At 67.2% G+C, this 22,144-nt stretch carries 22 protein-coding genes; 17 read left to right on the top strand and 5 right to left on the bottom strand.

Features of this window, described 5'->3' with window-relative positions; all coding sequences use genetic code 11:
* Positions 1–104: 104 nt before the first annotated feature.
* The 3 genes from RAM80_RS04175 (at position 105) to RAM80_RS04165 (ending at position 3,065) form a co-directional block, all read left to right on the top strand.
* Positions 105–815 (top strand): response regulator, encoded by a 711-nt coding sequence (locus RAM80_RS04175; protein WP_416424975.1) that lies wholly within the window; start codon positions 105–107, stop codon positions 813–815.
* Positions 812–2,191: an ATP-binding protein gene (locus tag RAM80_RS04170; protein ID WP_416424974.1), complete on the top strand. Its 1,380-nt coding sequence runs from the start codon at positions 812–814 to the stop codon at positions 2,189–2,191. Before RAM80_RS04175 ends, RAM80_RS04170 begins: the two co-directional genes overlap by 4 nt.
* 118 nt (positions 2,192–2,309) lie before the next feature.
* Complete coding sequence (locus tag RAM80_RS04165; RefSeq protein ID WP_416424973.1) at positions 2,310–3,065, top strand: FadR/GntR family transcriptional regulator; 756 nt, start codon at positions 2,310–2,312, stop codon at positions 3,063–3,065.
* 3 nt (positions 3,066–3,068) lie between these two features.
* Here RAM80_RS04165 and RAM80_RS04160 read toward each other — a convergent pair whose 3' ends face one another.
* On the bottom strand, positions 3,069–3,905 hold the full coding sequence (locus RAM80_RS04160) for an NAD-dependent epimerase/dehydratase family protein (RefSeq protein WP_416424972.1): 837 nt from the start codon (positions 3,903–3,905) through the stop codon (positions 3,069–3,071).
* A gap of 38 nt (positions 3,906–3,943) precedes the next feature.
* A complete protein-coding gene (locus tag RAM80_RS04155) occupies positions 3,944–4,669 on the bottom strand; it encodes an oligogalacturonate-specific porin KdgM family protein (RefSeq protein ID WP_416424971.1) in 726 nt (241 codons plus the stop codon).
* A 360-nt stretch (positions 4,670–5,029) separates the two neighbouring features.
* On the opposite strand from RAM80_RS04155, the gene RAM80_RS04150 reads away from it, so the two are divergent.
* The 8 genes from RAM80_RS04150 to RAM80_RS04115 all read left to right on the top strand — a co-directional run bounded on the left by RAM80_RS04150 (position 5,030) and on the right by RAM80_RS04115 (position 14,923).
* The gene (locus RAM80_RS04150; protein ID WP_416424970.1) at positions 5,030–6,184 is read left to right on the top strand and encodes a mandelate racemase family protein; all 1,155 of its coding nucleotides are present in this window, start codon (positions 5,030–5,032) and stop codon (positions 6,182–6,184) included.
* Positions 6,185–6,254: 70 nt separating this feature from the next.
* Complete coding sequence (locus RAM80_RS04145) at positions 6,255–7,865, top strand: ABC transporter substrate-binding protein (protein WP_416424969.1); 1,611 nt, start codon at positions 6,255–6,257, stop codon at positions 7,863–7,865.
* A gap of 67 nt (positions 7,866–7,932) precedes the next feature.
* Positions 7,933–8,961, top strand: a complete 1,029-nt coding sequence (locus tag RAM80_RS04140; RefSeq protein WP_416427410.1) for an ABC transporter permease — start codon at positions 7,933–7,935, stop codon at positions 8,959–8,961.
* A 36-nt stretch (positions 8,962–8,997) separates the two neighbouring features.
* A complete protein-coding gene (locus RAM80_RS04135) occupies positions 8,998–10,602 on the top strand; it encodes an ABC transporter substrate-binding protein (RefSeq protein ID WP_416424968.1) in 1,605 nt (534 codons plus the stop codon).
* A 51-nt stretch (positions 10,603–10,653) separates the two neighbouring features.
* The gene (locus RAM80_RS04130; RefSeq protein ID WP_416424967.1) at positions 10,654–11,565 is read left to right on the top strand and encodes an ABC transporter permease; all 912 of its coding nucleotides are present in this window, start codon (positions 10,654–10,656) and stop codon (positions 11,563–11,565) included.
* A gap of 10 nt (positions 11,566–11,575) precedes the next feature.
* Positions 11,576–12,415 carry an ABC transporter ATP-binding protein gene (locus RAM80_RS04125; protein ID WP_416424966.1) on the top strand — a complete coding sequence of 280 codons (840 nt, stop codon included), beginning with the start codon at positions 11,576–11,578 and terminating at the stop codon, positions 12,413–12,415.
* A 10-nt stretch (positions 12,416–12,425) separates the two neighbouring features.
* Positions 12,426–13,187, top strand: coding sequence for an ABC transporter ATP-binding protein (locus tag RAM80_RS04120; protein ID WP_416424965.1), 762 nt, complete (start codon positions 12,426–12,428; stop codon positions 13,185–13,187).
* 35 nt (positions 13,188–13,222) lie between these two features.
* Positions 13,223–14,923 (top strand): glycosyl hydrolase family 28 protein, encoded by a 1,701-nt coding sequence (locus RAM80_RS04115; protein WP_416424964.1) that lies wholly within the window; start codon positions 13,223–13,225, stop codon positions 14,921–14,923.
* A 38-nt stretch (positions 14,924–14,961) separates the two neighbouring features.
* On the opposite strand, the gene RAM80_RS04110 is transcribed toward RAM80_RS04115, so the two are convergent.
* Positions 14,962–15,897 (bottom strand): GlxA family transcriptional regulator, encoded by a 936-nt coding sequence (locus tag RAM80_RS04110; RefSeq protein ID WP_416424963.1) that lies wholly within the window; start codon positions 15,895–15,897, stop codon positions 14,962–14,964.
* 168 nt (positions 15,898–16,065) lie between these two features.
* On the opposite strand from RAM80_RS04110, the gene RAM80_RS04105 reads away from it, so the two are divergent.
* The 3 genes from RAM80_RS04105 to RAM80_RS04095 all read left to right on the top strand — a co-directional run bounded on the left by RAM80_RS04105 (position 16,066) and on the right by RAM80_RS04095 (position 19,090).
* A complete protein-coding gene (locus RAM80_RS04105) occupies positions 16,066–16,743 on the top strand; it encodes a type 1 glutamine amidotransferase domain-containing protein (protein ID WP_416424962.1) in 678 nt (225 codons plus the stop codon).
* 152 nt (positions 16,744–16,895) lie between these two features.
* Positions 16,896–18,080, top strand: a complete 1,185-nt coding sequence (locus tag RAM80_RS04100) for an aminotransferase class V-fold PLP-dependent enzyme (RefSeq protein ID WP_416424961.1) — start codon at positions 16,896–16,898, stop codon at positions 18,078–18,080.
* A gap of 26 nt (positions 18,081–18,106) precedes the next feature.
* On the top strand, positions 18,107–19,090 hold the full coding sequence (locus RAM80_RS04095; protein ID WP_416424960.1) for a tetratricopeptide repeat protein: 984 nt from the start codon (positions 18,107–18,109) through the stop codon (positions 19,088–19,090).
* 11 nt (positions 19,091–19,101) lie between these two features.
* Here the strand turns inward: RAM80_RS04095 and RAM80_RS04090 are convergent, their stop codons facing one another.
* Positions 19,102–19,563, bottom strand: a complete 462-nt coding sequence (locus RAM80_RS04090) for a nuclear transport factor 2 family protein (RefSeq protein ID WP_416424959.1) — start codon at positions 19,561–19,563, stop codon at positions 19,102–19,104.
* Positions 19,564–19,617: 54 nt separating this feature from the next.
* Between RAM80_RS04090 and RAM80_RS04085 the strand changes: the two genes are divergently transcribed.
* From RAM80_RS04085 to RAM80_RS04075, 3 genes are all read left to right on the top strand, one after another.
* Entirely contained in the window at positions 19,618–20,115 is a 498-nt protein-coding gene (locus RAM80_RS04085; protein WP_416424958.1) for a GNAT family N-acetyltransferase, read from the top strand.
* A 278-nt stretch (positions 20,116–20,393) separates the two neighbouring features.
* The gene (locus tag RAM80_RS04080; RefSeq protein ID WP_416424957.1) at positions 20,394–20,699 is read left to right on the top strand and encodes an NIPSNAP family protein; all 306 of its coding nucleotides are present in this window, start codon (positions 20,394–20,396) and stop codon (positions 20,697–20,699) included.
* A gap of 123 nt (positions 20,700–20,822) precedes the next feature.
* On the top strand, positions 20,823–21,164 hold the full coding sequence (locus tag RAM80_RS04075) for a carboxymuconolactone decarboxylase family protein (RefSeq protein WP_416424956.1): 342 nt from the start codon (positions 20,823–20,825) through the stop codon (positions 21,162–21,164).
* Between the two features lie 6 nt (positions 21,165–21,170).
* Here RAM80_RS04075 and RAM80_RS04070 read toward each other — a convergent pair whose 3' ends face one another.
* Positions 21,171–22,058 (bottom strand): LysR family transcriptional regulator, encoded by an 888-nt coding sequence (locus RAM80_RS04070; protein WP_416424955.1) that lies wholly within the window; start codon positions 22,056–22,058, stop codon positions 21,171–21,173.
* Between the last annotated feature and the right edge of the window lie 86 nt (positions 22,059–22,144).

The raw sequence follows: 22,144 nt of genomic DNA, 5'->3' as shown, positions 1-22,144 counted from the left end.
TTACATTTGCGCCCGCCAGGGCGGCGAATTTTGACTATTGGTAGCCGCCTGTCCCCGGCCTGCACGGGGCGGGCTTTCATACGCCGAGATAAAAAGCACCTTTGATGAGCAAGCAAGACCACCTGCTGGTCGTCGACGACGACCCCGAAATCCGCCAGTTGCTGGGCGATTACCTGCGCGACGCCGGCTACCAGGTCACCACCGCCGCCGACGGCCGCGAGATGCGCCGGCGCCTGGAGCTGAACGTCATCGACCTGATCGTGCTGGACGTGATGCTGCCCGGCGAGGACGGCCTGAGCCTGTGCCGCGAGCTGCGCGTGACGTCCAACACCCCGGTGATCATGCTCACCGCCCGCGGCACCCTGGTCGACCGCATCGTCGGCCTGGAAATAGGCGCCGACGACTACCTGCCCAAGCCCTTCGACCCGCGCGAGCTGCTGGTGCGCATCAAGGTGGTGCTGCGCCGGGTGCAGAGCTTCCCTGACCGGGCGCGGGTGGACGACGTGGCGCTGATCCGCTTCGGCGCCTGGCAGCTGGACACCCGCGCGCGCCACGTGCTGTCGCCGGCGGGGGTGGTGATCAACCTGGGCAACTCCGATTTCCGCGTGCTGCGCCTGCTGCTGCAGCACCCCAACCGGCCGCTGAGCCGCGAGTTCCTGCTTAACCATGTGTTCGACAAGGCCAGCACGCCGTTCGACCGCGCCATTGACGTGTGTGTCAGCCGCCTGCGCCAGCAGCTGGACCCCGGCCTGATCAAGACGGTGCGCAACGAGGGCTATATGCTCACCGTCGACGTCGACGCACAGCCGTCATGAGGCTGTGGCCACGCACGCTGTTCGGGCGGCTGGTGATCATCCTGGTGGCCGGCATGCTGGCGGCGCAGCTGCTCACCAGCAGCATCTGGTTCGACGTGCGCCACAGCCAGGTGCTGGAGATTCCCACGCGGCTGATCGCCGCGCGGGTCGCCGACATCGTCCGCCAGGCCCACCGCGACCCGGCGCAGGTGGAGGCGCTGGTGGCCATGCTCGACTCGCCGCGCTTCCACCTCAGCCTCAGCGACAGCGCCAGCACCCGGCAGGAGCGCCTGGCCGAGAGCGACGAGCCCACCCAACGCCTGCTGGAGAAGGTGGTGTCGCAGCGCACCGGCTACGTGGAAACCCTGCACCTGCTGCGCCTGGACATGGTCGATGGCGAGAACAAACGCGTGGGCTGGACCCAGCTGATGGCCGGGCACCCGGCGGCGGGGCGCTACCTGATTGACGTGCGCCTGCCCGACAACCGCTGGCTGCAGGTGCAGGCCCTGGAAGACCAGGGCTGGAGCAGCCGCACGCCCCAGGACATCGTGCTGGACTACATCCTGCGCATTTACCTGCTGCGCATCGTGGTGCTGGTGTTGATCGCCATGGTGGCGGTGCGCCTGGCCATCCGCCCCCTGACCCAGCTCACCGAAGCGGCCCAGCGCCTGGGCCGCGACATTCATCGGGCGCCGCTGCTGTTGACCGGCCCGGTGGAGGTGCGCCGCGCGGCCGAGGCGTTCAACGCCATGCAGCAGCGGCTGATCGCCAACCTGGCTGAGCGCACGCGCTTCTTGGCGGCCATTTCCCACGACCTGCGCTCGCCCATCACGCGCCTGCGCCTGCGCGCCGAGAAGGTCGCCGAGCCCGAGCTGCAGGCGCAGTTGCGCCGTGACCTCGATGACATGGAACAGATGGTGGCCAGCACCCTGGAGTTCGTCGCCGGCGGCCAGGTCAGCGAGGAGCGGCAGCCGCTGGACATCAACTCGCTGCTGCTGAGCCTGCAGGCCGATTTCGACGACCTGGGCGAACACATCGAGGTGCAGGGCCGCGCCCAGCAGCCGATCCCGGCGTTCGCCCGCAGCCTCAAGCGCTGCGTGCACAACCTGCTGGAGAACGCCGTGCGCTATGGCGGCCAGGTGCAGGTGCTGGTGGAAGACAGCGACCAACAGCTGAGCATCACCATCCGCGACCATGGGCCGGGCATTCCCGAGCATTTGTTGCAGCAGGTGCTGGAACCCTTCTACCGCGTGGAAGGCTCGCGCAACGCCAGCTCCGGCGGCTACGGCCTGGGCCTGAGCATCGCCAACACCGTGGCCGGCGCCCACGGCGGCAGCCTGGTGCTGGCCAACGCCGCCGGCGGTGGGTTGCGGGCGGTGCTGCGGCTGCCCCGATGACGCGGCCTGCGGCCGCTGCTACGGGGCGGTGTCTGGGCGGTGGCGCGGTGGGATCGTTGTCGTACAACCAAATGAGCTATGATGCGCGTTCATTCGCCTACCGGGATGTTTGCCGCCGATGGATTATCAAGATGCCCCCACCAGTGTTCGCGCCCGGCACCGCAGCCTGGCCGAGGACCTGGTCGCCGAGCTGTCGCGGCGCATCCATAGCGGCGAGATAAAGCCGGCGGCCAAGCTGCCGACCGAATCCCAGGTGATGGCCGAGCACGGGGTCAGCCGCACGGTGGTGCGCGAGGCCATCTCGCGGCTGCAGGCCGCAGGCCTGGTGGAAACCCGCCATGGCATCGGCACCTTCGTCCTCGACCTGCCCAGTCCCACCGGCTTTATCATCGACCCGGCGAGCGTGGTCACCCTGCAGGACGTGCTGGCGGTGCTGGAACTGCGCATCAGCCTGGAAGTGGAGGCCGCCGGCCTGGCCTGCGCGCGGCGCACCGAGGCACAGCTGCAACTGATGCGCGAATCCCTCGACGCCCTCAACTCGCGGGTCATCAGTGTCGAGTACGCGGTGGCGGCAGACTTCCAGTTCCACCAGCAGATCGCCCTGGCCACCGGCAACGCCTACTTCACCGACATCATGCTGCACCTGGGTGTGAGCATCCTGCCGCGGGCGCGCCGGCACTCCACGCGGGTGGTCAACGACAAGACCGAGCCCTACCTGGAGCGCCTGAGCCGCGAGCACGAAGACATCTACCAGGCCATCGCCCGTCGTGACGGCGACGCCGCCCGGGCGGCGATGCGCCTGCACCTGTCCAACAGCCGCGAGCGCATGCGCCGCGCCTACGAGGCCGCCGACGCCGAGGCGTCGAACGCCTGAACCTCAGCGCCCGGCGCCGTCCTCGAAGGGCCCGGCGGCCGTGAACGGCCCGCCCTGGAACTGGCTGCCGGCCTCGGCCACGGCGGGCAGCGGCTGGCTCTCGATTTTCCCGCGGAACTTCTCCGAACTGTCCTGCGGCGCATAGCCCAGGTGGGCCGCATGGCGGTTGCTCCACCACAGGTCGCGGTTGGCGGAAACGCCGTACACCACGGTATGGCCCACGTCCCTGGTCAGCAGCGCACGCGCCACCAACTGCTCAAGGTCCGGGTAGCTCAGCCAGGTGGACAACATGCGCCGGTTGCGCGGTTCGGGGAAGGATGAGCCGATGCGCAGGCTCACGGTCTGGATGCCGTAGCGGTGGAAGTAGAAGGTGGCCAAGTCTTCGCCATAGGCCTTGGACAGGCCGTAGTAACCGTCTGGGCGCCGCGGCGAATGGGCATCCAGCGCCTCGCCCTGGGGGTAGAACCCGGTGACGTGGTTGGAGCTGGCGAACACGATGCGCTTGATGCCGTGCTGCCGCGCCGCCTCGTACACATGGAAGGTGCCGCGGATGTTGGCCTCCAGGATCTCCTCGAACGGCCGCTCCACCGACACCCCGCCCAGGTGCACGATGGCGTCCACCCCCTGGCACAGAGCGGCGACCCCGGCCTTGTCGGCCAGGTTGCCCGGCAGTACTTCATCGTGGGCGCCCCGGCTGGGCGCCATGGGGCTGATGTCGGTGGCGCGCACGACGTCGGCGTGGGCCTGCAGGGCCTCGCGCAGTATCTGCCCCAGGCCGCCGGCGGCGCCGGTCAGCAGGATGCGCTGGAAAGGTTTGGGTGTGGCGGCTTGCGTGGTCATGGTCAGTTCGTCCATTGAGCTGCGGGAGGGAAGGGGGTTTACATGAAGTTGTAAACGACCCCCAGGCGCCAGCGCACCTGGCGATCGTCGGAGGTGGTATCGACCTTGATGTCGCCGATCTCCATGAACGGCACCCACTGCCTGGTCAGTGCGTACTTGATGATCAGGTTCTGTTCGTAGTCGTCTTTCTTGTTGGCGTAGCGGATGTAGTCGGTCTTGAAGTAGATGAACTGGTACTCGTAGGCCCACTTGCTGGCCGGCGTGTAGCCCAGCCAGCCCTCGAAGCGGTTGACGTGCTGGTCGTTCTTGGCGTTGTCGGCCATGTCCTCGTCAATCGCGTCGCGGTTGAGCTTCTTGGTGTCCAGGCGGTAGCGGGTGGCCACGTAGTAGCGGTCGTTGATCCGGTACTTGTACTTGAGGCCGAACTTGTAGGTGGTGGCGTCGCTGGAGCTGTCCATCTGGAAGGCCGGGGTCAGGGTGGCCTGGGGGTTGAGCGTGTAGTTGTAGCTCACGGTGAACTCTTCGCCGTTGTTGACCATGTTGTCGTAGGCCACGTCCCGGCGGTCACCCGCGGTGCGGTACTTCATCTCCGCTTCGAAACCCAGCCCGCTGGCAAGCCGGTAGTTGAGCTTGATGCGGTCGGCATGGGCGCGGTCGCTGTCGGTGTACTGGTGGCGGTAGTCGATGCTGGCGGTATCGGCGCTGGCGGCGAAGGGCAAGCCCAGGGCCGCAAGCGTGGCAAGCGTGCGTAGGGTGGTGTTCATACGGTCTTCTTTTTTGTTTTTGTTGGGGGCGTTGACTAGCACTACTCACAGCAAGGTGTTGCGTTTGGATCTCATTTGTGGCTTAGAAATACGTTATCGTACGACAAGATGACTCGTCTACGAATAAACCACGATTTTTCACTATTTTTTTTCTGATACACATCTGCAATGGGGCTTACAGGCGAACCTTCCAGCGGCTAAGTTATTGCGAATGCTGGACTAAATCGGCAAATTCGCAGGTTTTTGCCGAGGTGGCTGGGTTTTTTCAGGGGCTTTTCAAGTGTTGTACGATGACATATGCTCGCCGCCAACAGACGCAAGCTTTCCCACAAATCCAATAAAAAAAGGCTGAAGACGCCCATGAGAATCACAGCAGTCAACGTCCAGGTTTTTGCCTACCCCACCCGCCGCGCCGTCGACAGCGCCGGCCACGCCTACCCCGGTGACGTCACGCAGGCGCAGATGGCCCTGCTGCGCATCCGCACCGAAGGCGGCGACGAGGGCTATGCCTTCGGCGCCCCGGAACTGATCCGCCCCTACGTGCTGGATGGTTTCGTGCGCAAGGTGCTGATCGGCCAGAACGCCTTCGACCGCGAGAAGATCTGGCACGACCTGGCGCACTGGCAGCGGGGCAGCGCCAGCCAGCTCACCGACCGCGCCCTGGCCCTGGTGGAGCAGGCGCTGTGGGACTGGGCAGGGCGCAAGCTGGGGGTGCCGGTGCACAAGCTGATCGGCGGTTTCCGCGACAAGGTGCCGGCCTACGGTTCGACCATGTGCGGCGACGAACTGCCCGGCGGCCTGGCCACCCCGGAAGACTATGGGCGCTTCGCCGAGACCCTGGTGCAGCGCGGCTACAAGGCCATCAAGCTGCACACCTGGATGCCGCCGGTGTCCTTCGCCCCCAGCCCGCGCATCGACGTCAAGGCCTGCGCGGCCGTGCGCGAAGCGGTGGGCCCGGACATCGCGCTGATGCTCGACGGCTACCACTGGTACAACCGCACCGATGCCCTGTACATCGGCCGTGAACTGCAGAGGCTCGATTTCGCCTGGTTCGAGGAGCCGATGATGGAAGAGTCGGCCGAGTCCTACGCCTGGCTGGCGGGGCAGCTGGACATTCCGGTGCTGGGCCCCGAGACCCTGGCCGGCAAGCACCTGAGCCGCGCCAGCTGGGTCAAGCACGGCGTGTGCGACATCCTGCGCGCCGGGGTGGCCGGGGTAGGGGGCATTGCGCCGTGCCTGAAGGTGGCGCACCTGGCGGAGTCGTTCGGCATGGACTGCGAGATCCACGGCAACGGCGCGGCGAACCTGGCGGTGGTCGGCGCCATCAAGAACTGCACCTGGTACGAGCGCGGCCTGCTGCACCCGTACCTGGACTACGACGAGGTGCCGGCCTACCTCAAGCGCCTGGTCGACCCCATGGACAGCGACGGCTTCGTGCACCTGTCGGCCCTGCCGGGGCTGGGCGAGGACATCGACTTCGACTTCATCGAGACGCACACGCTCAACCACTATTGAGTTGCACGCGGGCGCCCGGCGCAAGCCGGTTGCCCCAGGGCCCTATAACTATAAAAAAGGCACTCTCGTCATGACTATTCTTGCTTCGCTGTGGCCACGGCTGCTGGCGGCCGCACTGGCGCTTACCACGCTGCCGGCAGCCTACGCCGCAACGCCCGCCGACCAGTTGATCGTCGGCATGAGCATGGCCAACCTGCTGTCCCTGGACCCGGCCGGGGCCACGGGCCTGGACGTGGCCGAGGTCAACGCCAACCTCTACGACATGCTGCTGGTGCAGGACGCCGCCCAGCCCGATCGGCTGCTGCCCGCCCTGGCGCAGCAATGGCAGGTCAGCGCCGACCGCACCACCCTGACCTTTACCCTGCGCCCGGGCGTGCGCTTCCAGTCCGGCAACCCGCTCACGGCGCAGGACGTGGCCTGGTCGCTGCAACGGGTGCTCACGCTCAACCTGGCGCTGGCGTCCACCTGGAAGGCCTACGGCTTCACCGCCGACAACGCCGGGCGCTACCTGCGCGCACCCGATGCCAGCACTTTCGTGCTGGAGTTGCCGCGGCCCAGCGACCCGCTGCTGGTGCTCAACACCCTGGCCACCTCGCCCAGCGCGTTTATCCTGGACCGCCAGCAGGTGCTGCAACACCAGCAGGGCAACGACCTGGGCGCCGCCTGGCTGAAAACCCACGCAGCCGGCAGCGGCGCCTTCGTGCTCAATGACTGGCGCGCCAACGACGTGATCCTGATGAGCCGCTTCGACGGCTACTGGGGTGGCCCCGCCAGGCTCAAGCGCGTGGTGATGCGCAACATGAGCGAGTCCCAGACCCTGCGCCTGATGATCGAGCGCGGCGACCTGGACATTGCCAAGGGCATGTCCGCGCCCGACATCGCCGCCCAGCGGGGCAACCCCCAGGTGCGCACCGACAGCGTGCCGCGCGCCACCCTGTATTACGTGGCCCTGAGCCTGAAGCAACCGATGTTCGCCGACGTGCGCGTGCGCCAGGCGGTGCGCCTGCTGATCGATTACCAGGGCATCGACCGCACGGTCATGCCGTACTACGGCGTGCTCAACCAGCGGCCGTTGCCCCTGGGCATGCCAGCGCGCCTACCCGACCCCGGCTACCGCCTGGACGTGGCGCAGGCCAAGGCGTTGCTGGCCCAGGCCGGCTACCCCCATGGCTTCAAGACCACCGTGCGGGTGCTGGCCGAGCCGCCCTTCATCAACATCGCCTCCAGCCTGCAGGCCACCCTGGCCCTGGCCGGCATCCAGGCCAGCATCCTCACGGGCACCGGCAACCAGGTCTACGGCGCCATGCGCGAGCGCACCTTCGACATCATCGTCGGCCGTGGCGGTGGCGGCGCCGAGCGGCACCCGCACTCCAGCCTGCGCACCCTGGTGTACAACCCGGACAACCGTGACCAGGCACGGCTGAGCAACTTCCAGGGCTGGCGCACCAGCTTCTACAGCGCCGCGCTGAACCAGCAGATCGAGCGCGCCGAGGTCGAGCCCGACCCCGCGCGACAGACCGCCGACTACCAGCGCATCCAGGCGCAACTCGATGAGCAGGTGGGCGCCATCCTGCCGGTGTCGCAGATGACCGACACCGTGCTGGTGCACGCCGACGTCGCCGGCTACCAGGGCCACACGGCCGCCACCACCCGCTACAAGGATGTCTACAAGCTGCGCTGAGCGGCACGGATGGAACTGGCGCGCCGGCTGCCCCGGTGCGGATTATCAGGAGCTCACAATGTTTGTCATGACTGCCTCTGCCCTGGGCGCTCGCGCGTCCTCCACCGCCCGGCGCGCCAGCACCGTGCTGGTGACCCTGCTGGGCCTTTTGCTGCTGACCTTCTTCATTGGCCGGGTGATGCCGCTGGACCCGGTGCTGGCGGTGGTCGGGCCTGACGCCGACCGCTCCACCTACGCCCAGGTGTACCAGGCCATGGGCCTGGACAAGCCGCTGTGGATGCAGTTCGGCCTGTACCTCAACGACCTGCTGCACGGCAATTTCGGCAACGCCCTGCTCACCGGCCACCCGGTGCTGGACGACATCCGCCGGGTGTTTCCGGCCACCCTGGAACTGGCCACCCTGGCCATCCTGTTCGGCGTGGTGATCGGCCTGCCGCTGGGCGTGTGCGCCGCCAGCAACCAGGGCCGCGCGGGCGACCACCTGGCCCGGGTCATCGGCCTGTTCGGCCACTCCACGCCGATTTTCTGGCTGGGCATGATGGGCCTGCTGGTGTTCTACGCCTGGCTGGGTTGGGCCGGCGGCGCCGGGCGCATCGGCCTGGCCTACGACGGCCTGGTGCCCGAGGTCACCGGCCTGCTGTTGATCGACACCAGCCTGGCCGGGGACTGGGAGGCGTTCGCCAGCGCCCTCAGCCACATCGTGCTGCCGGCGCTGATCCTGGGCCTCAACTCGGTGGCCTATATCAGCCGCATGACCCGCAGCTTCATGCTCGAACAGCTGTCCCAGGAATACATCGTCACTGCCCGGGTCAAGGGTTTGTCGCGCCGCCAGGTGGTGTGGGGCCATGCCTTTCGCAACATCCTCGTGCAGCTGCTGACGGTGGTGGCCCTGGCCTACGGCGCGCTGCTGGAAGGCGCGGTGCTGATCGAGACGGTGTTCGCCTGGCCTGGCTTCGGCCAGTACCTCACCAGCAGCCTGATGCTGGGCGACATGAACGCGGTGATGGGCTGCGTGCTGGTGATCGGCCTGATTTTCGTGGTGCTGAACCTGATCAGCGACGCGCTGTACAAGGTGTTCGACCCACGCACCCGCTGAGCCGGGCTGTCCCTTATAAAAACAAGGATGCTTGATATGAAGACTGCCTGTATGAACCGCTGCCTGCTGGCGACCGTGCTGGCCCTGGCGCCCGTGGCCGCGGCTACCGCCAAGACGCCGGTGGACCAGTTGATCGTAGGCATGAGCCTGGTCAGCCTGTTTTCCCTGGACCCCGCCAACGCCCCCGGCCTGGACGCCTCGGGCATCAACGCCAACCTCTACGACACGCTGATCAAGCGCGACCGCGGCAACCCGGAGCAGCACCTGCCGCAATTGGCCGAGCGCTGGGAGGTCAGCGAGGACGGCAAGCAGGTGACCTTCCACCTGCGCCCGGGGGTGAAGTTCCACTCGGGCAACCCGCTCACCGCGCACGATGTGGCCTGGTCGCTGTACCGGGTGATGAAACTCAACTACGGCCTGGCCACCACCTGGAAAGCCTACGGCTACAGCGTCGACAACATCCAGGCGCTGATTCGCGCCAGCGATGACCTGACCCTGGTGGTGGAGCTGCCGCGGGCCATGGACCCGCTGCTGGTGATCGACTCCCTGGCCACCTCGCCCAGCGCCGTGGTGGTGGACCGCCAGGCGGCCCTGGCCCATGAGAAGAACGGCGACCTGGGCGCCAGCTGGCTGGTGACCAACGAGGCGGGCAGCGGGCCGTTCGTGCTGGGCAAATGGAACGCCAACGACGTGCTGCTGATGACCCGCTTCGATGGCTACTGGAGCGGCGCGCCGCGGCTCAAGCGCGTGGTGGTGCGCAACATGACCGAGTCGCAGTCCCTGCGGCTGATGCTGGAACGCGGTGACCTGGACCTGGCCTTCGGCATGGCCGCGCCGGATATCCGCGCCCTTGACGCCGAGCACCGCCTGCAGGTGCAGTCGCTGGCGCGCGGCACGATGTATTACGTGGCCATGAGCATGAAGCAGCCCGAGTTCGCCAAGCCCCAGGTGCGCGAGGCGGTGCGCGACCTGATCGACTACCAGGGCCTGGACCAGCGCGTGATGCCGTACTACGGCACCCTCAACCAGCAGCCCATGCAACTGGGCCTGGCCGCACGCCTGCCGGACCCGGGCTACCACCTGGACGTGGCCAAGGCAAAAAAACTGCTGGCTGAGGCCGGCTACCCCAACGGCTTCAGTACCACCATCCGCACCTTGTCCGAGCCGCCCTACATCGACATCGCCGCACGCCTGCAGGCCACCCTGGCCGAAGGCGGGATCAAGGCCAGCATCGTCACTGGCACCGGCAACCAGGTGTACGGCGCCATGCGCGCACGCACCTTCGACATCATTGTCGCCCGTGGTGCCGAGCGTTACCCGCACCCGTATTTCAGCCTGCGCACCTTCGCCTACAACCCCGACAACAGCGACGACGCCGGGCTGGCGAATTTCCAGGGTTGGCGTGCCTCGTTCTACAGCCCGGCGCTCAACCAGCTGATCGACCAGGCCGGCCGCGAGCGCGACAGCACCAGGCGCCTGGGCCTGTACCACCAGGCGCAGGCGCTGTACGACCAGCAGGTGGGGCCGATCCTGATGATCTCGCAGATGACCGACACCGTGGTCAGCGCCGCCGACGTCAAGGGCTTCGCCGGCGACGACGCCGAGGCCACGCGCTACCTGGGCGTGTACAAGCAACGCTGACGGCTGCCCGGTGCGCCGGGCGATCCTCATTCCCTGAACGAGAACCTGTTCATGAGCAATCTGTCCTCGACCGATGTCCCCGCCGCCCCGCGGCTGGGCACCCCAGGCTCCAGCTTCGACGCGGCCTGCAAGCGCGGCGTGAAACTGCTGCGCCAACTGCTGCGCGACCCCATGACCCTGGCCGGCCTGCTGGTGGCGCTGGTGCTGGTGCTGGTGGCCGCCTTCGCGCCCTGGCTGGCCAGCCACGATCCCGCCGCCCAGGACCTGGCCGCCGCCCTACAGGCGCCAGGCGCCGGGCACTGGCTGGGCACCGACGAATACGGCCGCGATGTCTTCAGCCGGCTGGTCTACGGCGCACGCATCACCCTGTACATCATCACCCTGGTGACGGTGGTGGTCGGCCCTATCGGCCTGCTGGTCGGCACGGTGTCCGGCTATTTCGGCGGTGCAGTGGACACGGTGTTCATGCGCCTGACCGACATCTTCATCTCGTTCCCCAGCCTGGTGCTGGCCCTGGCCTTCATCGCGGCCCTGGGCCCCGGGCTGGAGCACGCGGTGGTGGCCATCGCGCTGACGTCGTGGCCGCCCATCGCGCGCCTGGCGCGGGCGGAGACCCTGGCGCTGCGCCAGGCCGATTTCGTCGTGGCGGTGCAGCTGCAGGGCGCCTCGGCGGCGCGCATCATCGTCCGTCATATCGTGCCGATGTGCCTGTCGTCGGTGATCATCCGCCTGACCATGAACATGGCCAGCATCATCCTGACCGCCGCCGCCCTGGGCTTCCTCGGCCTGGGGGCCCAGGCACCGTCGCCGGAGTGGGGCGCGATGATCTCCACGGGCCGGCGCTACATGCTCGAGTGCTGGTGGCTGGTGGCCGTGCCGGGGGCCGCGATCATGCTCGTGAGCCTGGCGTTCAACCTGCTGGGCGACGGCCTGCGGGACATTCTTGACCCGCGCAGCGAGTAACGGAGGCGGTATGTCTGACATCAAGTTGAAGGTCGAAGGGCTGGACGTGCGCTTCGTCAACGGCCAGCGGCACACCCACGCGGTGCGCGACGTGTCGTTTACCCTGGGGCGCGAGAAACTGGCCATTGTCGGCGAGTCCGGCTCGGGCAAGTCCACCGTGGGCCGCAGCCTGCTCAAGCTGCACCCGGCCAGCGCGCACATCAGCGCCAGGGCCTTGCAATTCGGCGAGGTGGACCTGCTGGCCGCCAGCGAAAAGACCATGCAGGGCATTCGTGGCCGGCGCATGTCCATGGTCATGCAAGACCCCAAGTACTCCCTGAACCCGGTGGTGAAGGTGGGCGAGCAGATTGCCGAGGCCTACCTGGCCCACCACAAGGCCAGCCGCCAGGAAGCCCGCGAGCGGGTGCTGGAGATGCTGGCCAAGGTGCACATTCGCGACCCCCAGCGGGTCTATCACCTGTACCCCCACGAGGTGTCAGGCGGCATGGGCCAGCGCATCATGATCGCGATGATGGTCATCACCCGCCCCGAGGTGATCATCGCCGACGAGCCGACCTCGGCCCTGGACGTGTCGGTGCGCCAGCAGGTGCTCAGCGTGCTGCAGGAGCTGGTGGAGCAGCAGGAGATGGGCCTGATCTTCGTCAGCCACGACCTGCACCTGGTGCGCAACTACTGCGACCGCGTGCTGGTGATGTACGCCGGGCGCGTGGTGGAGTCGCTGGCCGCCAGCGACCTGCACAATGCCCAACACCCCTATACCCGTGGCCTGCTGGCCGCCTTGCCGAGCCTGGACAACCGCCGCGAGCGGCTGCCGGTGCTGCAACGCGACCCGCTGTGGCTGACCAACTGAGGAGCCGTCCATGTCCATGATCCACGCACACGCCCTGAACCTGAGCTTCGGCACCGGCGCCGGCGCCAACCAGGTGCTGCACGACGTCAACCTCAGCGTCGCCGATGGCGAGGCCTTCGGCCTGGTGGGGGAGAGCGGCTCGGGCAAGACCACCGTGTTGCGCTGCCTGGCCGGGCAGTACCGGCACTGGAGCGGGGCGCTGAGCATCGCCGGCGTGCCGTTGCAGCACACGCTGCCCAAGGCACACTTTCGCCACGTGCAGATGGTCTTCCAGGACCCTTATGGTTCCCTGCATCCGCGGCACACGGTGGACACTGCGCTGCGCGAGCCGCTGGTGATCCACAAGGTGGCCGACAAGGACGATCGCATCCACGAACTGCTGCTCAAGGTCGGCCTCAACGAGAGTTTCCGCTACCGCTACCCCCACCAGCTGTCCGGCGGCCAGCGCCAGCGCGTGGCCATCGCCCGCGCGTTGATCCTCGAACCACGGGTGCTGCTGCTCGACGAGCCGACCTCGGCGCTGGACGTGTCGGTGCAGGCGGAGATCCTCAACCTGTTGGCGGATTTGCGCCGGCGCGAGAAACTCACTTACCTGATGGTCACCCACGACCTGGGCGTGGTGACCCACCTGTGCGACCGCGTGGCGGTGATGCAGCAGGGCCGCATCGTCGAGCAGTTGGACTGCCAGGCGCTGGGCCAGGACCTGGCCAGCCATGCCTACACCCGCCTGCTGGTGCAGGCCAGCCGTGACTTCAGCCAGCTCGCCGGTTGATCGAACTAATCACTACCGTGCCCAAGGAACCTCACATGCCCTGCAACCCGATACCCCGCTGCCTGCTGGCGACCCTGGCGCTGGTGTGCAGCCTGCCGGCGTGGGCGCTGGACGCCCCGGCCGACCTGCAAGTGCCGACCCTGGCCTACGACGACCACAGCGTCATCCTGGTGTGGCACAAGCCCGCCGGCCACGCCGCCATCCGCGACTACCGGGTGTATGCCAATGGCACGCTGCTGGGCAGCGTCAACGCCAACCATGACCAGGTGTCGCCGGCCAAGCCGCTCATGGACCGCTTCTACGCCCAGGACAGCGGCCAGTTCCACACCCGCATCGGCCTGCACAGCTACACCGCCCAGGGCCTGAAACCCGACACCGCCTACCGCTTCACGGTGCGCGCGGTGGACGCCGGCGGCCACGAGTCGGCGGACAGCCCGGTGCTGGAACAGCGCACCACCGCGGTGGCGCCGGTGTTCGACGTCAAGCGCTACGGCGCCACGGGCGACGGCACCCACCTGGACACCCAGGCCATCCAGCGCGCCATCGACGCCTGCACCCCCGGCTGCAAGGTGCTGCTGCCCCGGGGCACCTACAAGAGCGGCGCGCTCTACCTGAAAAGCAACATGACCCTGGAGATCGCCCAGGGCGCTACCCTGCTGGGCTCCGAGCGGGCCGAGGACTACCCGCTGGCCGGTTACCGCCAGTACCCGTACTCGACCACGCTGCGCCCGGCCTCGCTGCTCAACGCCTTGCCCCGCGACCCCGGCCAGCACCAGGACTTCGAGAACATCCGCATCGTCGGCCTGGGTACTGTCGACGGTAACGGCTGGAAGCAGCACCCCGAGGGCGTCTATGTGGCCAGCAACAACAGCCGCTATGCCCAGGACGGCATCCTCGCCAAGGCCCAGGTGGAGCAGGCGGTGGCGCGCGGCATGAACGTCAAGGACGCCTATGGGCAGATGCGCTCGTCGCTGATCACCCTGCGCAACGTCAGGAACGTCTTCTATGGCGGCTTCACCGCGGTGAACCCGGCGTACCACGGCATCATGAACCTGGAGACGGAAAACGTGGTGCTGGCCAACACCACCCAGCGCACCTACGACGCCAACAACGGCGACGGCATCGAGTTCGCCAACAGCCGCGGCGCCATGGTCTTCAACAACGTCTTCGACACCGGCGACGACTGCGTCAACTTCGCCGCCGGCACAGGCGCCGACGCGGTGCACCAGCCGCCGCAGCAGGGCGCCTGGATCTTCAACAACTACTTCCGCCATGGCCATGGCATGGTGGTGGTCGGCAGCCATACCGGCGCCTGGATCGAGGGCATCGTCGCCGAAGACAACATCGGCGACGGCACTGACGCCGGGCTGCGGATGAAGAGCACCACCTTCATGGGCGGCGGCGGGCGCGACGTGATTTTCCGTGACTCGGCCCTGCGCGACATGGCCAGGCAGGCGTTCATCATTACCCTGGACTACAACGACCCGAACGCCATCCTCGACTACCGGCGCTCGGCGGTGGCGGCGCAGTTTCGCGACGTGCGGGTGAGTGACGTCAGCGTCGAGGGCAACCATGGCGTTGGCATCGAGATCAAGGGCGACAGTGCTCATGGAATTTATCACCGGGACTTGAGCTTTGAGCGGGTGCGTTTCAGCGGGCCGGCGGCGGTGCAGGTCGACGGTGCGCAGGGCGTGCGCTTCGATCAGGTGAGCTTTGGGGCCCCTGCACACCAGTGACGCGGCCTGCGGCCGCTGCTACGGGGGGCACCCAGTGGTTATGGTGTGGCCAGGCGTTTTTGCAAGGCTTGCGGCGGCTGGCCGAAGGCGCGCAGGAAGGCCTGGCGCAGCCGTTCGCGGTCGCCGAAGCCGGTTTCCCGGGCAATGACCTCCACCGGGTGGCGGCTGGTTTCCATCAGCGCCCGCGCCGCTTCCACGCGCAACGCCTCGATGGCCTTGGCCGGCGTGCGCCCGGTCTCTTCGCGAAACACCCGGCTGAACTGCCGCGGGCTGAGCCGCGCCACGGCCGCCAGGGCTTCCACCGACAGGTCGTCGCGCAGGTTCTCCCGCGCGTAGGCCAGGGCCAGCTGGATGCGGTCGGAGCGCGGGTCCAGCTCCAGCAGCGCCGACAGCTGCGACTGCTCGCTGCCGCGGCGCTGGACAATCACCAGCTTGCGCGCCACCTGGCGGGCCAGGTCGTGGCCCAGATCGCTTTCCACCAGGGCCAGCGCCACGTCGAGGCTGGCGCTCATGCCGGCGCAGGTCCACAGGTTGCCATCCACCACGTACAGGCGGTCTTCTTCCAGTTGCAGGTGGGGGTAGCGCTTGCGCAGGGTAGGGGCGTGCAGCCAGTGGGTGGTGATGCGCTTGTCGTCCAGCAGCCCGGCCTCGGCCAGCACGAAGACGCCCATGCACAGCGATACCACGCGCCGCGAATGCACCGACGCAGCCTTGACCAGCGCCGGCAGGCTGGCCTCGGGCAGGCGGAAGTCCAGATAGCCGCTGACGATCAGCGTGTCGTAGCCCTCGGCGCGCATGGGCGTAGTGTTCACCGAGAATCCCTGGGAGCTCATCACCGCGCCGCCGTGCTCCGACACCAGGTGAAAGGCGTAGGCCGGCTCGCCGCGCAGCAGGTTGGCGCACTCGAACACCGAGCCGATGGACAGGCTCAGCGGCTGGAAATTGGGGTAAACCACAAGGGCGACGCTGTGCATGGGCCGGCTTCCGGGAGGGCGGGGCAAAGGCCTGATTGTCGGCCGCAGGGCACGGACTGGCAACGGCTTTGTCAGATGTCCGGAATCCTTGCGGATACGACATTGTGAGTGTCATCCGCCCGCCCTACCATTCACTTCAACAGCTCCCCACCTTGCGAGGCTACGGCAATGAACGTACTGATGGTATTGACCTCCCATGACCAGCTCGGCAACACCGGGCGCAAGACCGGCTTCTGGCTGGAAGAATTCGCCGCTCCCTATTACGCCTTCAAGGACGCCGGCGCCCACGTGGTGCTGGCCTCGCCGGCTGGCGGCCAGCCGCCGCTGGACCCGAAAAGCGACGAGCCGGACTTCCAGACCGCGCTCACCCAGCGCTTCAAGGCCGACCCCGCCGCCCAGCAGGCGCTGGCTAGCACCGTGAAGCTGGACAGCGTCAAGGCCGGCGACTTCGACGCGGTGTTCTACCCCGGCGGCCACGGCCCGCTGTGGGACCTGGCGGAGTCGCCGGTGTCCATTGCCCTGATCGAAGCCTTCGAGCGCGCCGGCAAGCCGATTTCCTTCGTCTGCCATGCGCCGGGCGTGCTGCGCCACGTCAAGGCCGCCGATGGCCAGCCGCTGGTCAAGGGCCGTCGCGTCAGCGGTTTCACCAACTCGGAAGAAGAGGGCGTGGGCCTGACCGACGTGGTGCCGTTCCTGGTCGAAGACGAGTTCAAGGCCCTGGGCGCCCTGTATGAGAAAGGCCCGGACTGGCAGCCCTTCGTCATCGAGGACGGCCTGCTGATCACCGGCCAGAACCCGGCCAGCTCCGAAGCCGTGGCCCACGCGCTGCTCAAGCGTTTGGCCTGACAGGACGCGGCCTGCGGCCGCTGCTACACCTGTAGCAGCGGCCGCAAGGCCGCGTCACGGCCCACCCCGATCCATCAGGTATACTCCTTGCGCCTTCCCCCTGGCCCCGTAGCAGCTGCCGCCAGGCGGCGTCCGCCTTTCAAGGAGATCCCATGCCCACCCCGTTTGAACTGGCCAGCGACGAGGCCTTCTGGGCCGACATCGCCCGCCGTTACCCCCGCGACCCGCAGGTGATCAACCTCGACAATGGCTACTTCGGCCGCATGAGCCAGGGTGTCGTCGAGGCCTACAAGCAGGCCATCGACCAGGTCAACTGCAGCAACGCGGTGCACGTGCGCGAGCTGTTCGACACCCGTGAAAGCCTGGCCATCCGCCAGCAGCTGGCCGAGCTGATGGGCCTGCCTGCCGACGAGCTGGCGTTCGCCCGCAGCGCCTCCGAAGCGCTGTTCTCGCTGATTCGCAACTACAACCGCCTGCAACCGGGCGACCAGGTGCTGATCAGCGACCTGGACTACCACGCGGTGCAGGATGCCTTCCGCTGGCTGGCCAAGGCGCGTGGCGTGGAGGTGATCGAGATCCGCCACGCGCACCCCGCCAGCCACGACGCCCTGGTAAGTGCCTACACCGACGCCTTCGTCGCCCACCCGCGCCTGAGACTGATGGCGCTGACCCACGTTACCCACCGCACCGGGCTGATCATGCCGGTCAAGGCCATCGCCCAAGCGGCCAGGGCGCAGGGTATCGACGTGGTGTTCGATGGCGCGCACTCCCTCGGCCAGCTGGAGGTCGACCTGGCCGACATTGGCATCGACTTCGCCGGCTTCAACCTGCAGAAATGGATCGGCGCGCCCCTGAGCCTTGGCGTGATCCACGTGCGCCGCGAACGCCTGCAGGCCTTCGACCCGGACATGGGCAGCCAAAGCTACCCGGCCGACGACATCCGCTGCCTGTCGCCCTACGGCACCCCCAACGTGCCGGCGCTGATGGCCCTGCCCGAGGTGTTCGCCGAGCATGCCGCCATCGGCGGCTGGGCGGTGAAGGGCGCACGCCTGCGCTACCTGCGCGACCTGTGGGTGGGCGAGGCGCGGCAACTGCCGAACCTCGAGGTGCTGACCCCGGATGACCCGCGGCTGTACTGCGGCATCACATCATTGCGCTTCACCCAGGCGGCCGATCAAGGGGCCATGGCCGCGCGGCTGCTGAACGAATTCGGTATCTTTACCGTGGCTCGCAGCGGCTCGGCGTGCGGGCCGTGCATTCGCGTCACGCCGGGGCTCAATACCAGCGTGGCGGATATCCAGGCGTTGGTAGCGGCGCTGAAGCAGTTGGCTGGCTGATCACCCCCCCCATGGAAAGGACCACCATGCGCATTATCCGCTTTGAAACCTTAATGGCGTTGCCACTGTTGTTGATGATGCTGTGCTGCCAGGCGGCGCCCTTGGCCACCAGCGACCAGGCCCAGGCACTGTTTGCAGCAGAGCACTATCAGGCAGCGATCGAGGAGGCCGACCGCGTGTTGGCGATAGACCCGGCCGACAGCGAGGCGCTGAATATCAAGGCCCGCGCGGTGTCCGTGCTGGGCGATGACCGCAGCGCCATACGCCTCGTCACCCAGGCACTTGAGGCGGCCGGCAAAACCGGCCGGGCATCCGTCGTCCAACAGGCAACCTACTGGAACAACCTCGGTTATTTCAATGAGCGTCAGCGCAACTTCGACTACGCGCTGGACTGCTATCAGAAGTCCTTGAAGATGCGCTTGGCCGCCCTGGGGGCCAACGATCTGCAGACCGCCGACAGCTACAACAACCTGGGTACCACCCTGAGCAAGCTGGGGCGCAATGCCGAGGCGTTCGCGAACCTGCGCAAAAGCCTGGCCTTGCGCCAACGCTTGCTGGGTGAGCACGACGCTACCGTCGCCGTCGCCCTGAACAACCTGGGCAACGCCTATGCCCAGCAGGGCGATTACCGCTCGGCCCTGCCATTGTTCCAGCAGGCGCTGGATATCGACATGGCCTTGCACGGCCCCTCGCACCCCACGGTTGCGATTCGCTGGAACAACATGGGTGACGCCTACCGTGGGCTCGGCCAGTATGACCAGGCGGAAGTGTTCCTGAGCAAGGCGCTGGCCAGCGACCTGGCGACCTTCGGGGAAAACCACCCCAAGGTAATATTGCGCTACAGCAACCTGGCACGGGTCTACGAGGCGCAAGGCGACCGGTCCAAAGCCAGCGCGGCCTACACCAAGGCCCTACAGATCGTGCGGCAGGTCGACCCCGACGATGCGGGGCAGATCCATTACCTGCAGGGCCGGCTGCAGGCCCTGCAACACAGCCCCAACCCGGTGTAGCAGCGGCGGGTTCAGAACATGGTGTTGTCGTTCGCCGCATGTTCCGGCACGGCCTGGATCACGTCCCAATGCTCGACGATCTGGCCATCCTTCACGCGGAAGATGTTGACGATGGCCCGCCCGCGGTCATCCGGCCCGCTTTGCGAGTGGTTGTGCAGCCACACAAGGTCGCCGTCCACCGCGCTGCGCAGGATGCGCGAGCTGGCGTGGGGGTACTGCTTGAAGTAACCGGTGAAATAGTTCACGAAGGGCGCCTTGCCGTCCGGCACCTGCGGGTTGTGTTGCTTGTATTGCGGGGCAACCACCGCCGACGCCTCGGCCACCTGGTGCTGGTTGAAGAAGCGGTTGTAGAAGTCCACCACCAGCGCGCGGTTCTGCTCGGCGCTGTTCTGGGGTGCGGCATAGGCGGCGGGCGCTGCCAAGGCGGTGAGCGATAGGGCAAGATAGAGCGTTGCGAAGCGGGGTCGGGTCATGGCGGCAGGTTTCCAATTGGTCGTGAGTATTCATTGAAGCAGGAGCAAGGCGTGATGACGTGCCCGTTTGAGATTACAAGCGTGCGCAGCGCGGACATTCCCGCCGCGCTGGACTTCGTGCTGGCGGCGCGCGAGCAGATGTTCCCCAAGCTGCGCGACAGCGCCATGCCCGACGACCTGGCGGCGTTCGAGGCGGTCTATGTCAACGGGGCAGGGCGGTTCCTGCTGGCCCGTGACCAGGGGCGTATCGTCGGCGTCATCGGCTACCTGCCGTACGACCGCCGTTTCCCCACGCTGGATTACCCGGGACAGCAGGTGGTGGAGGTGGTACGCCTGTTCGTGCTGCCGCCGTACCGCCGGGTCGGCCTGGCCAGGGCCTTGTACGCCGAGCTGCAGCAGGCCGCCCGGCAAGCTGGCGTGCAGGTGATGTACCTGCACACCCATCCCTTCCTCGCCGGGGCGGTAGACTTCTGGCAGCGCCAGGGGTTCGAGCTGGTGAGCGTGGACCCGGATCCGGTGTGGCAAACCACTCACATGCACCTGCCCCTGTAGCAGCGGCGGGGCGGCCATCCGCCGCCAGGCCGCGTCCAGGCTCACCGCAGTATGTCGGGAAAAGCGCGGCGCCGGTGACGCGGCCTGCGGCCGCTGCTACAGAAACCGCGTCGTGTGCATCGTGATCGGCGGGGTGCGCGGGGCCCCGTAGCAGCTGCCGCAGGCGGCGTCAGAGGCCCGACACGGTGTGCCTGCGATTCTGCGGCGCCTATGACGCGGCCTGGTGGCCGCTGCTACGGGGGCGGGTACAATGGCGGTTTATTCAAGGGACTGTTGCCATGATCACCTGCCACGTCAAATACGTCATCGACCCGTACCAGCTTGCCGCGTTCGAGCGCTACTCGCGCCAATGGATCGGCCTGGTCATTCGCCTGGGCGGCCAGCACCACGGTTATTTCCTGCCGGCCGAAGGCGCGAACAACATCGCCTATTGCCTGTTCAGCTTCCCCAGCCTTGCCGATTACGAGCGCTACCGCCAGGCGGCGGCCGAGGACGCGGAGTGCGTGCGGCTGGTGGAAGAGGCGACCGAGCTCAAGTTTATCCTGAGCTATGAGCGCAGCTTCTTGCGGCCGGTGCTTGAGTGACGCAGTGCGCGCCTGCGACGCCTGGACAATAAATCGGACCACTGGGACAAGACCGTACCCAGCAGCAGGTAGACACTGAGGTGCTCGCGGCGCAACCCCGCGCCGACCTCAGGAGATACCACCATGTTCAGCCATTGGCCAGACCTGCTCGGCACGATCAAAAAATCCTTTGGTGCCCTGTCGCAATCCAACCCCAAGATGGTCAAGGCCTACATGGCCCTTGGCGACGCCGCGGCGGAAAACAACGTGCTGGACGCCAAGACCCGCGAGCTGATTGCCCTGGCGGTGGCCATCACCACGCGCTGCGACGGTTGTATCGGCAGCCACTCGGCAGCCGCCATTGCCGCCGGGGCTACCCGCGAAGAGGTTGCCGCGGCCCTGGCCACGGCGATTTCCCTGAATGCCGGCGCTGCGTATATCTATTCGCTGCACGCGCTGGAGGCGTATGACGCGCTGAAGCAATGACGGCGCTCAATACTCCCTGAACGCCGCCGTGGCGAAGTCCAGGAAGCTGCGCAGCTTGGGCGTCAGCTGCCGGTCCGGGGCGTACAGCAGGTGCATTGGCGAGGCGGGGGCCTGGTATTGCGGCAGCAGCGCCAACAGGGTGCCGTCGCGCAGGGCGTCGCGTACCAGCTCCTGGGGTTGCAGCACCACGCCCAGGCCGGCGATGGCGGCGGCCAGCAGCGGGTCGCCCTGATTGATGGTCAATCTGCTTGTAATCGGCACATCGATCAGGCCTTCCGGGCCTTCGAAACTCCAGTGCGAGCGGCCATCGGCGAAGGCGAAGCCCAGGCATTCGTGCTGTTGCAGGTCCCAGGGGCTGGTCAGCGCCGGGCGCCGCCCCAGGTACGAGGGGGCGGCGCACAGCACCAGCCGGTAGGGCGCCAGGGGGATGGCCTTGAGGCCGCTGTCGGGCAGCTCGCCGATGCGGAACACGGCGTCGTAGCCGCCGTCCACCAGGTCGACCATGTCGTTGTCCAGGGCCAGGTCCACGGCCACCTGCGGGTAGCGCACCATGTATTCGAGCAGGCGCGGCGACAGGCTGCGCATGCCGAAGGTCACCGGCGCGTTGATGCGCAGGCGCCCGCTGGGCACGCCACGGGTCACCGCCGCCAGGTTTTCCGCGGCCTCCATGTCGGCCAGGATCAGCTTGGCCCGCTGGTAGAAGGCCCGGCCGAAATCGGTGACGCTCTGCCGCCGGGTGGTGCGGCTGAGCAGCGACACCCCCAGGTGTTCTTCCAGCAGTTTCACCTGTTTGCCCACCAGCTGCGGCGACAGCTTGAGCTCGTCCGCTGCGGCGCTGAAGGAGCCCAGTTCCACGGCCTTGACGAAGGTGGCCATTTGGGTCAAGCGGTCCATTCCAAACCTTTTGTTTCTAGTGTCGGCCTATCCTAGGCCTTTATCCCACTGCCACCAACCACTAGATTGGCGGCCATGTCACCCAT

This window comes from Pseudomonas sp. App30 (assembly GCF_047947025.1).
Classification (GTDB): Bacteria; Pseudomonadota; Gammaproteobacteria; order Pseudomonadales; family Pseudomonadaceae; genus Aquipseudomonas.
The sequence above is the reverse complement of the archived record's forward strand: the minus strand, read 5'-3'. Positions and strand labels throughout refer to the sequence as shown.

Excerpts from the sequence above, each read along its gene's own strand:
- RAM80_RS04175 (WP_416424975.1), top strand. The coding sequence starts at position 105 with ATGAGCAAGCAAGACCACCTGCTGGTCGTCGACGACGACCCCGAAATC.
- RAM80_RS04170 (WP_416424974.1), top strand. The coding sequence starts at position 812 with ATGAGGCTGTGGCCACGCACGCTGTTCGGGCGGCTGGTGATCATCCTG.
- RAM80_RS04165 (WP_416424973.1), top strand. The coding sequence starts at position 2,310 with ATGGATTATCAAGATGCCCCCACCAGTGTTCGCGCCCGGCACCGCAGC.
- RAM80_RS04160 (WP_416424972.1), bottom strand. The coding sequence starts at position 3,905 with ATGACCACGCAAGCCGCCACACCCAAACCTTTCCAGCGCATCCTGCTG.
- RAM80_RS04155 (WP_416424971.1), bottom strand. The coding sequence starts at position 4,669 with ATGAACACCACCCTACGCACGCTTGCCACGCTTGCGGCCCTGGGCTTG.
- RAM80_RS04150 (WP_416424970.1), top strand. The coding sequence starts at position 5,030 with ATGAGAATCACAGCAGTCAACGTCCAGGTTTTTGCCTACCCCACCCGC.
- RAM80_RS04145 (WP_416424969.1), top strand. The coding sequence starts at position 6,255 with ATGACTATTCTTGCTTCGCTGTGGCCACGGCTGCTGGCGGCCGCACTG.
- RAM80_RS04140 (WP_416427410.1), top strand. The coding sequence starts at position 7,933 with ATGACTGCCTCTGCCCTGGGCGCTCGCGCGTCCTCCACCGCCCGGCGC.
- RAM80_RS04135 (WP_416424968.1), top strand. The coding sequence starts at position 8,998 with ATGAAGACTGCCTGTATGAACCGCTGCCTGCTGGCGACCGTGCTGGCC.
- RAM80_RS04130 (WP_416424967.1), top strand. The coding sequence starts at position 10,654 with ATGAGCAATCTGTCCTCGACCGATGTCCCCGCCGCCCCGCGGCTGGGC.
- RAM80_RS04125 (WP_416424966.1), top strand. The coding sequence starts at position 11,576 with ATGTCTGACATCAAGTTGAAGGTCGAAGGGCTGGACGTGCGCTTCGTC.
- RAM80_RS04120 (WP_416424965.1), top strand. The coding sequence starts at position 12,426 with ATGTCCATGATCCACGCACACGCCCTGAACCTGAGCTTCGGCACCGGC.
- RAM80_RS04115 (WP_416424964.1), top strand. The coding sequence starts at position 13,223 with ATGCCCTGCAACCCGATACCCCGCTGCCTGCTGGCGACCCTGGCGCTG.
- RAM80_RS04110 (WP_416424963.1), bottom strand. The coding sequence starts at position 15,897 with ATGCACAGCGTCGCCCTTGTGGTTTACCCCAATTTCCAGCCGCTGAGC.
- RAM80_RS04105 (WP_416424962.1), top strand. The coding sequence starts at position 16,066 with ATGAACGTACTGATGGTATTGACCTCCCATGACCAGCTCGGCAACACC.
- RAM80_RS04100 (WP_416424961.1), top strand. The coding sequence starts at position 16,896 with ATGCCCACCCCGTTTGAACTGGCCAGCGACGAGGCCTTCTGGGCCGAC.
- RAM80_RS04095 (WP_416424960.1), top strand. The coding sequence starts at position 18,107 with ATGCGCATTATCCGCTTTGAAACCTTAATGGCGTTGCCACTGTTGTTG.
- RAM80_RS04090 (WP_416424959.1), bottom strand. The coding sequence starts at position 19,563 with ATGACCCGACCCCGCTTCGCAACGCTCTATCTTGCCCTATCGCTCACC.
- RAM80_RS04085 (WP_416424958.1), top strand. The coding sequence starts at position 19,618 with ATGACGTGCCCGTTTGAGATTACAAGCGTGCGCAGCGCGGACATTCCC.
- RAM80_RS04080 (WP_416424957.1), top strand. The coding sequence starts at position 20,394 with ATGATCACCTGCCACGTCAAATACGTCATCGACCCGTACCAGCTTGCC.
- RAM80_RS04075 (WP_416424956.1), top strand. The coding sequence starts at position 20,823 with ATGTTCAGCCATTGGCCAGACCTGCTCGGCACGATCAAAAAATCCTTT.
- RAM80_RS04070 (WP_416424955.1), bottom strand. The coding sequence starts at position 22,058 with ATGGACCGCTTGACCCAAATGGCCACCTTCGTCAAGGCCGTGGAACTG.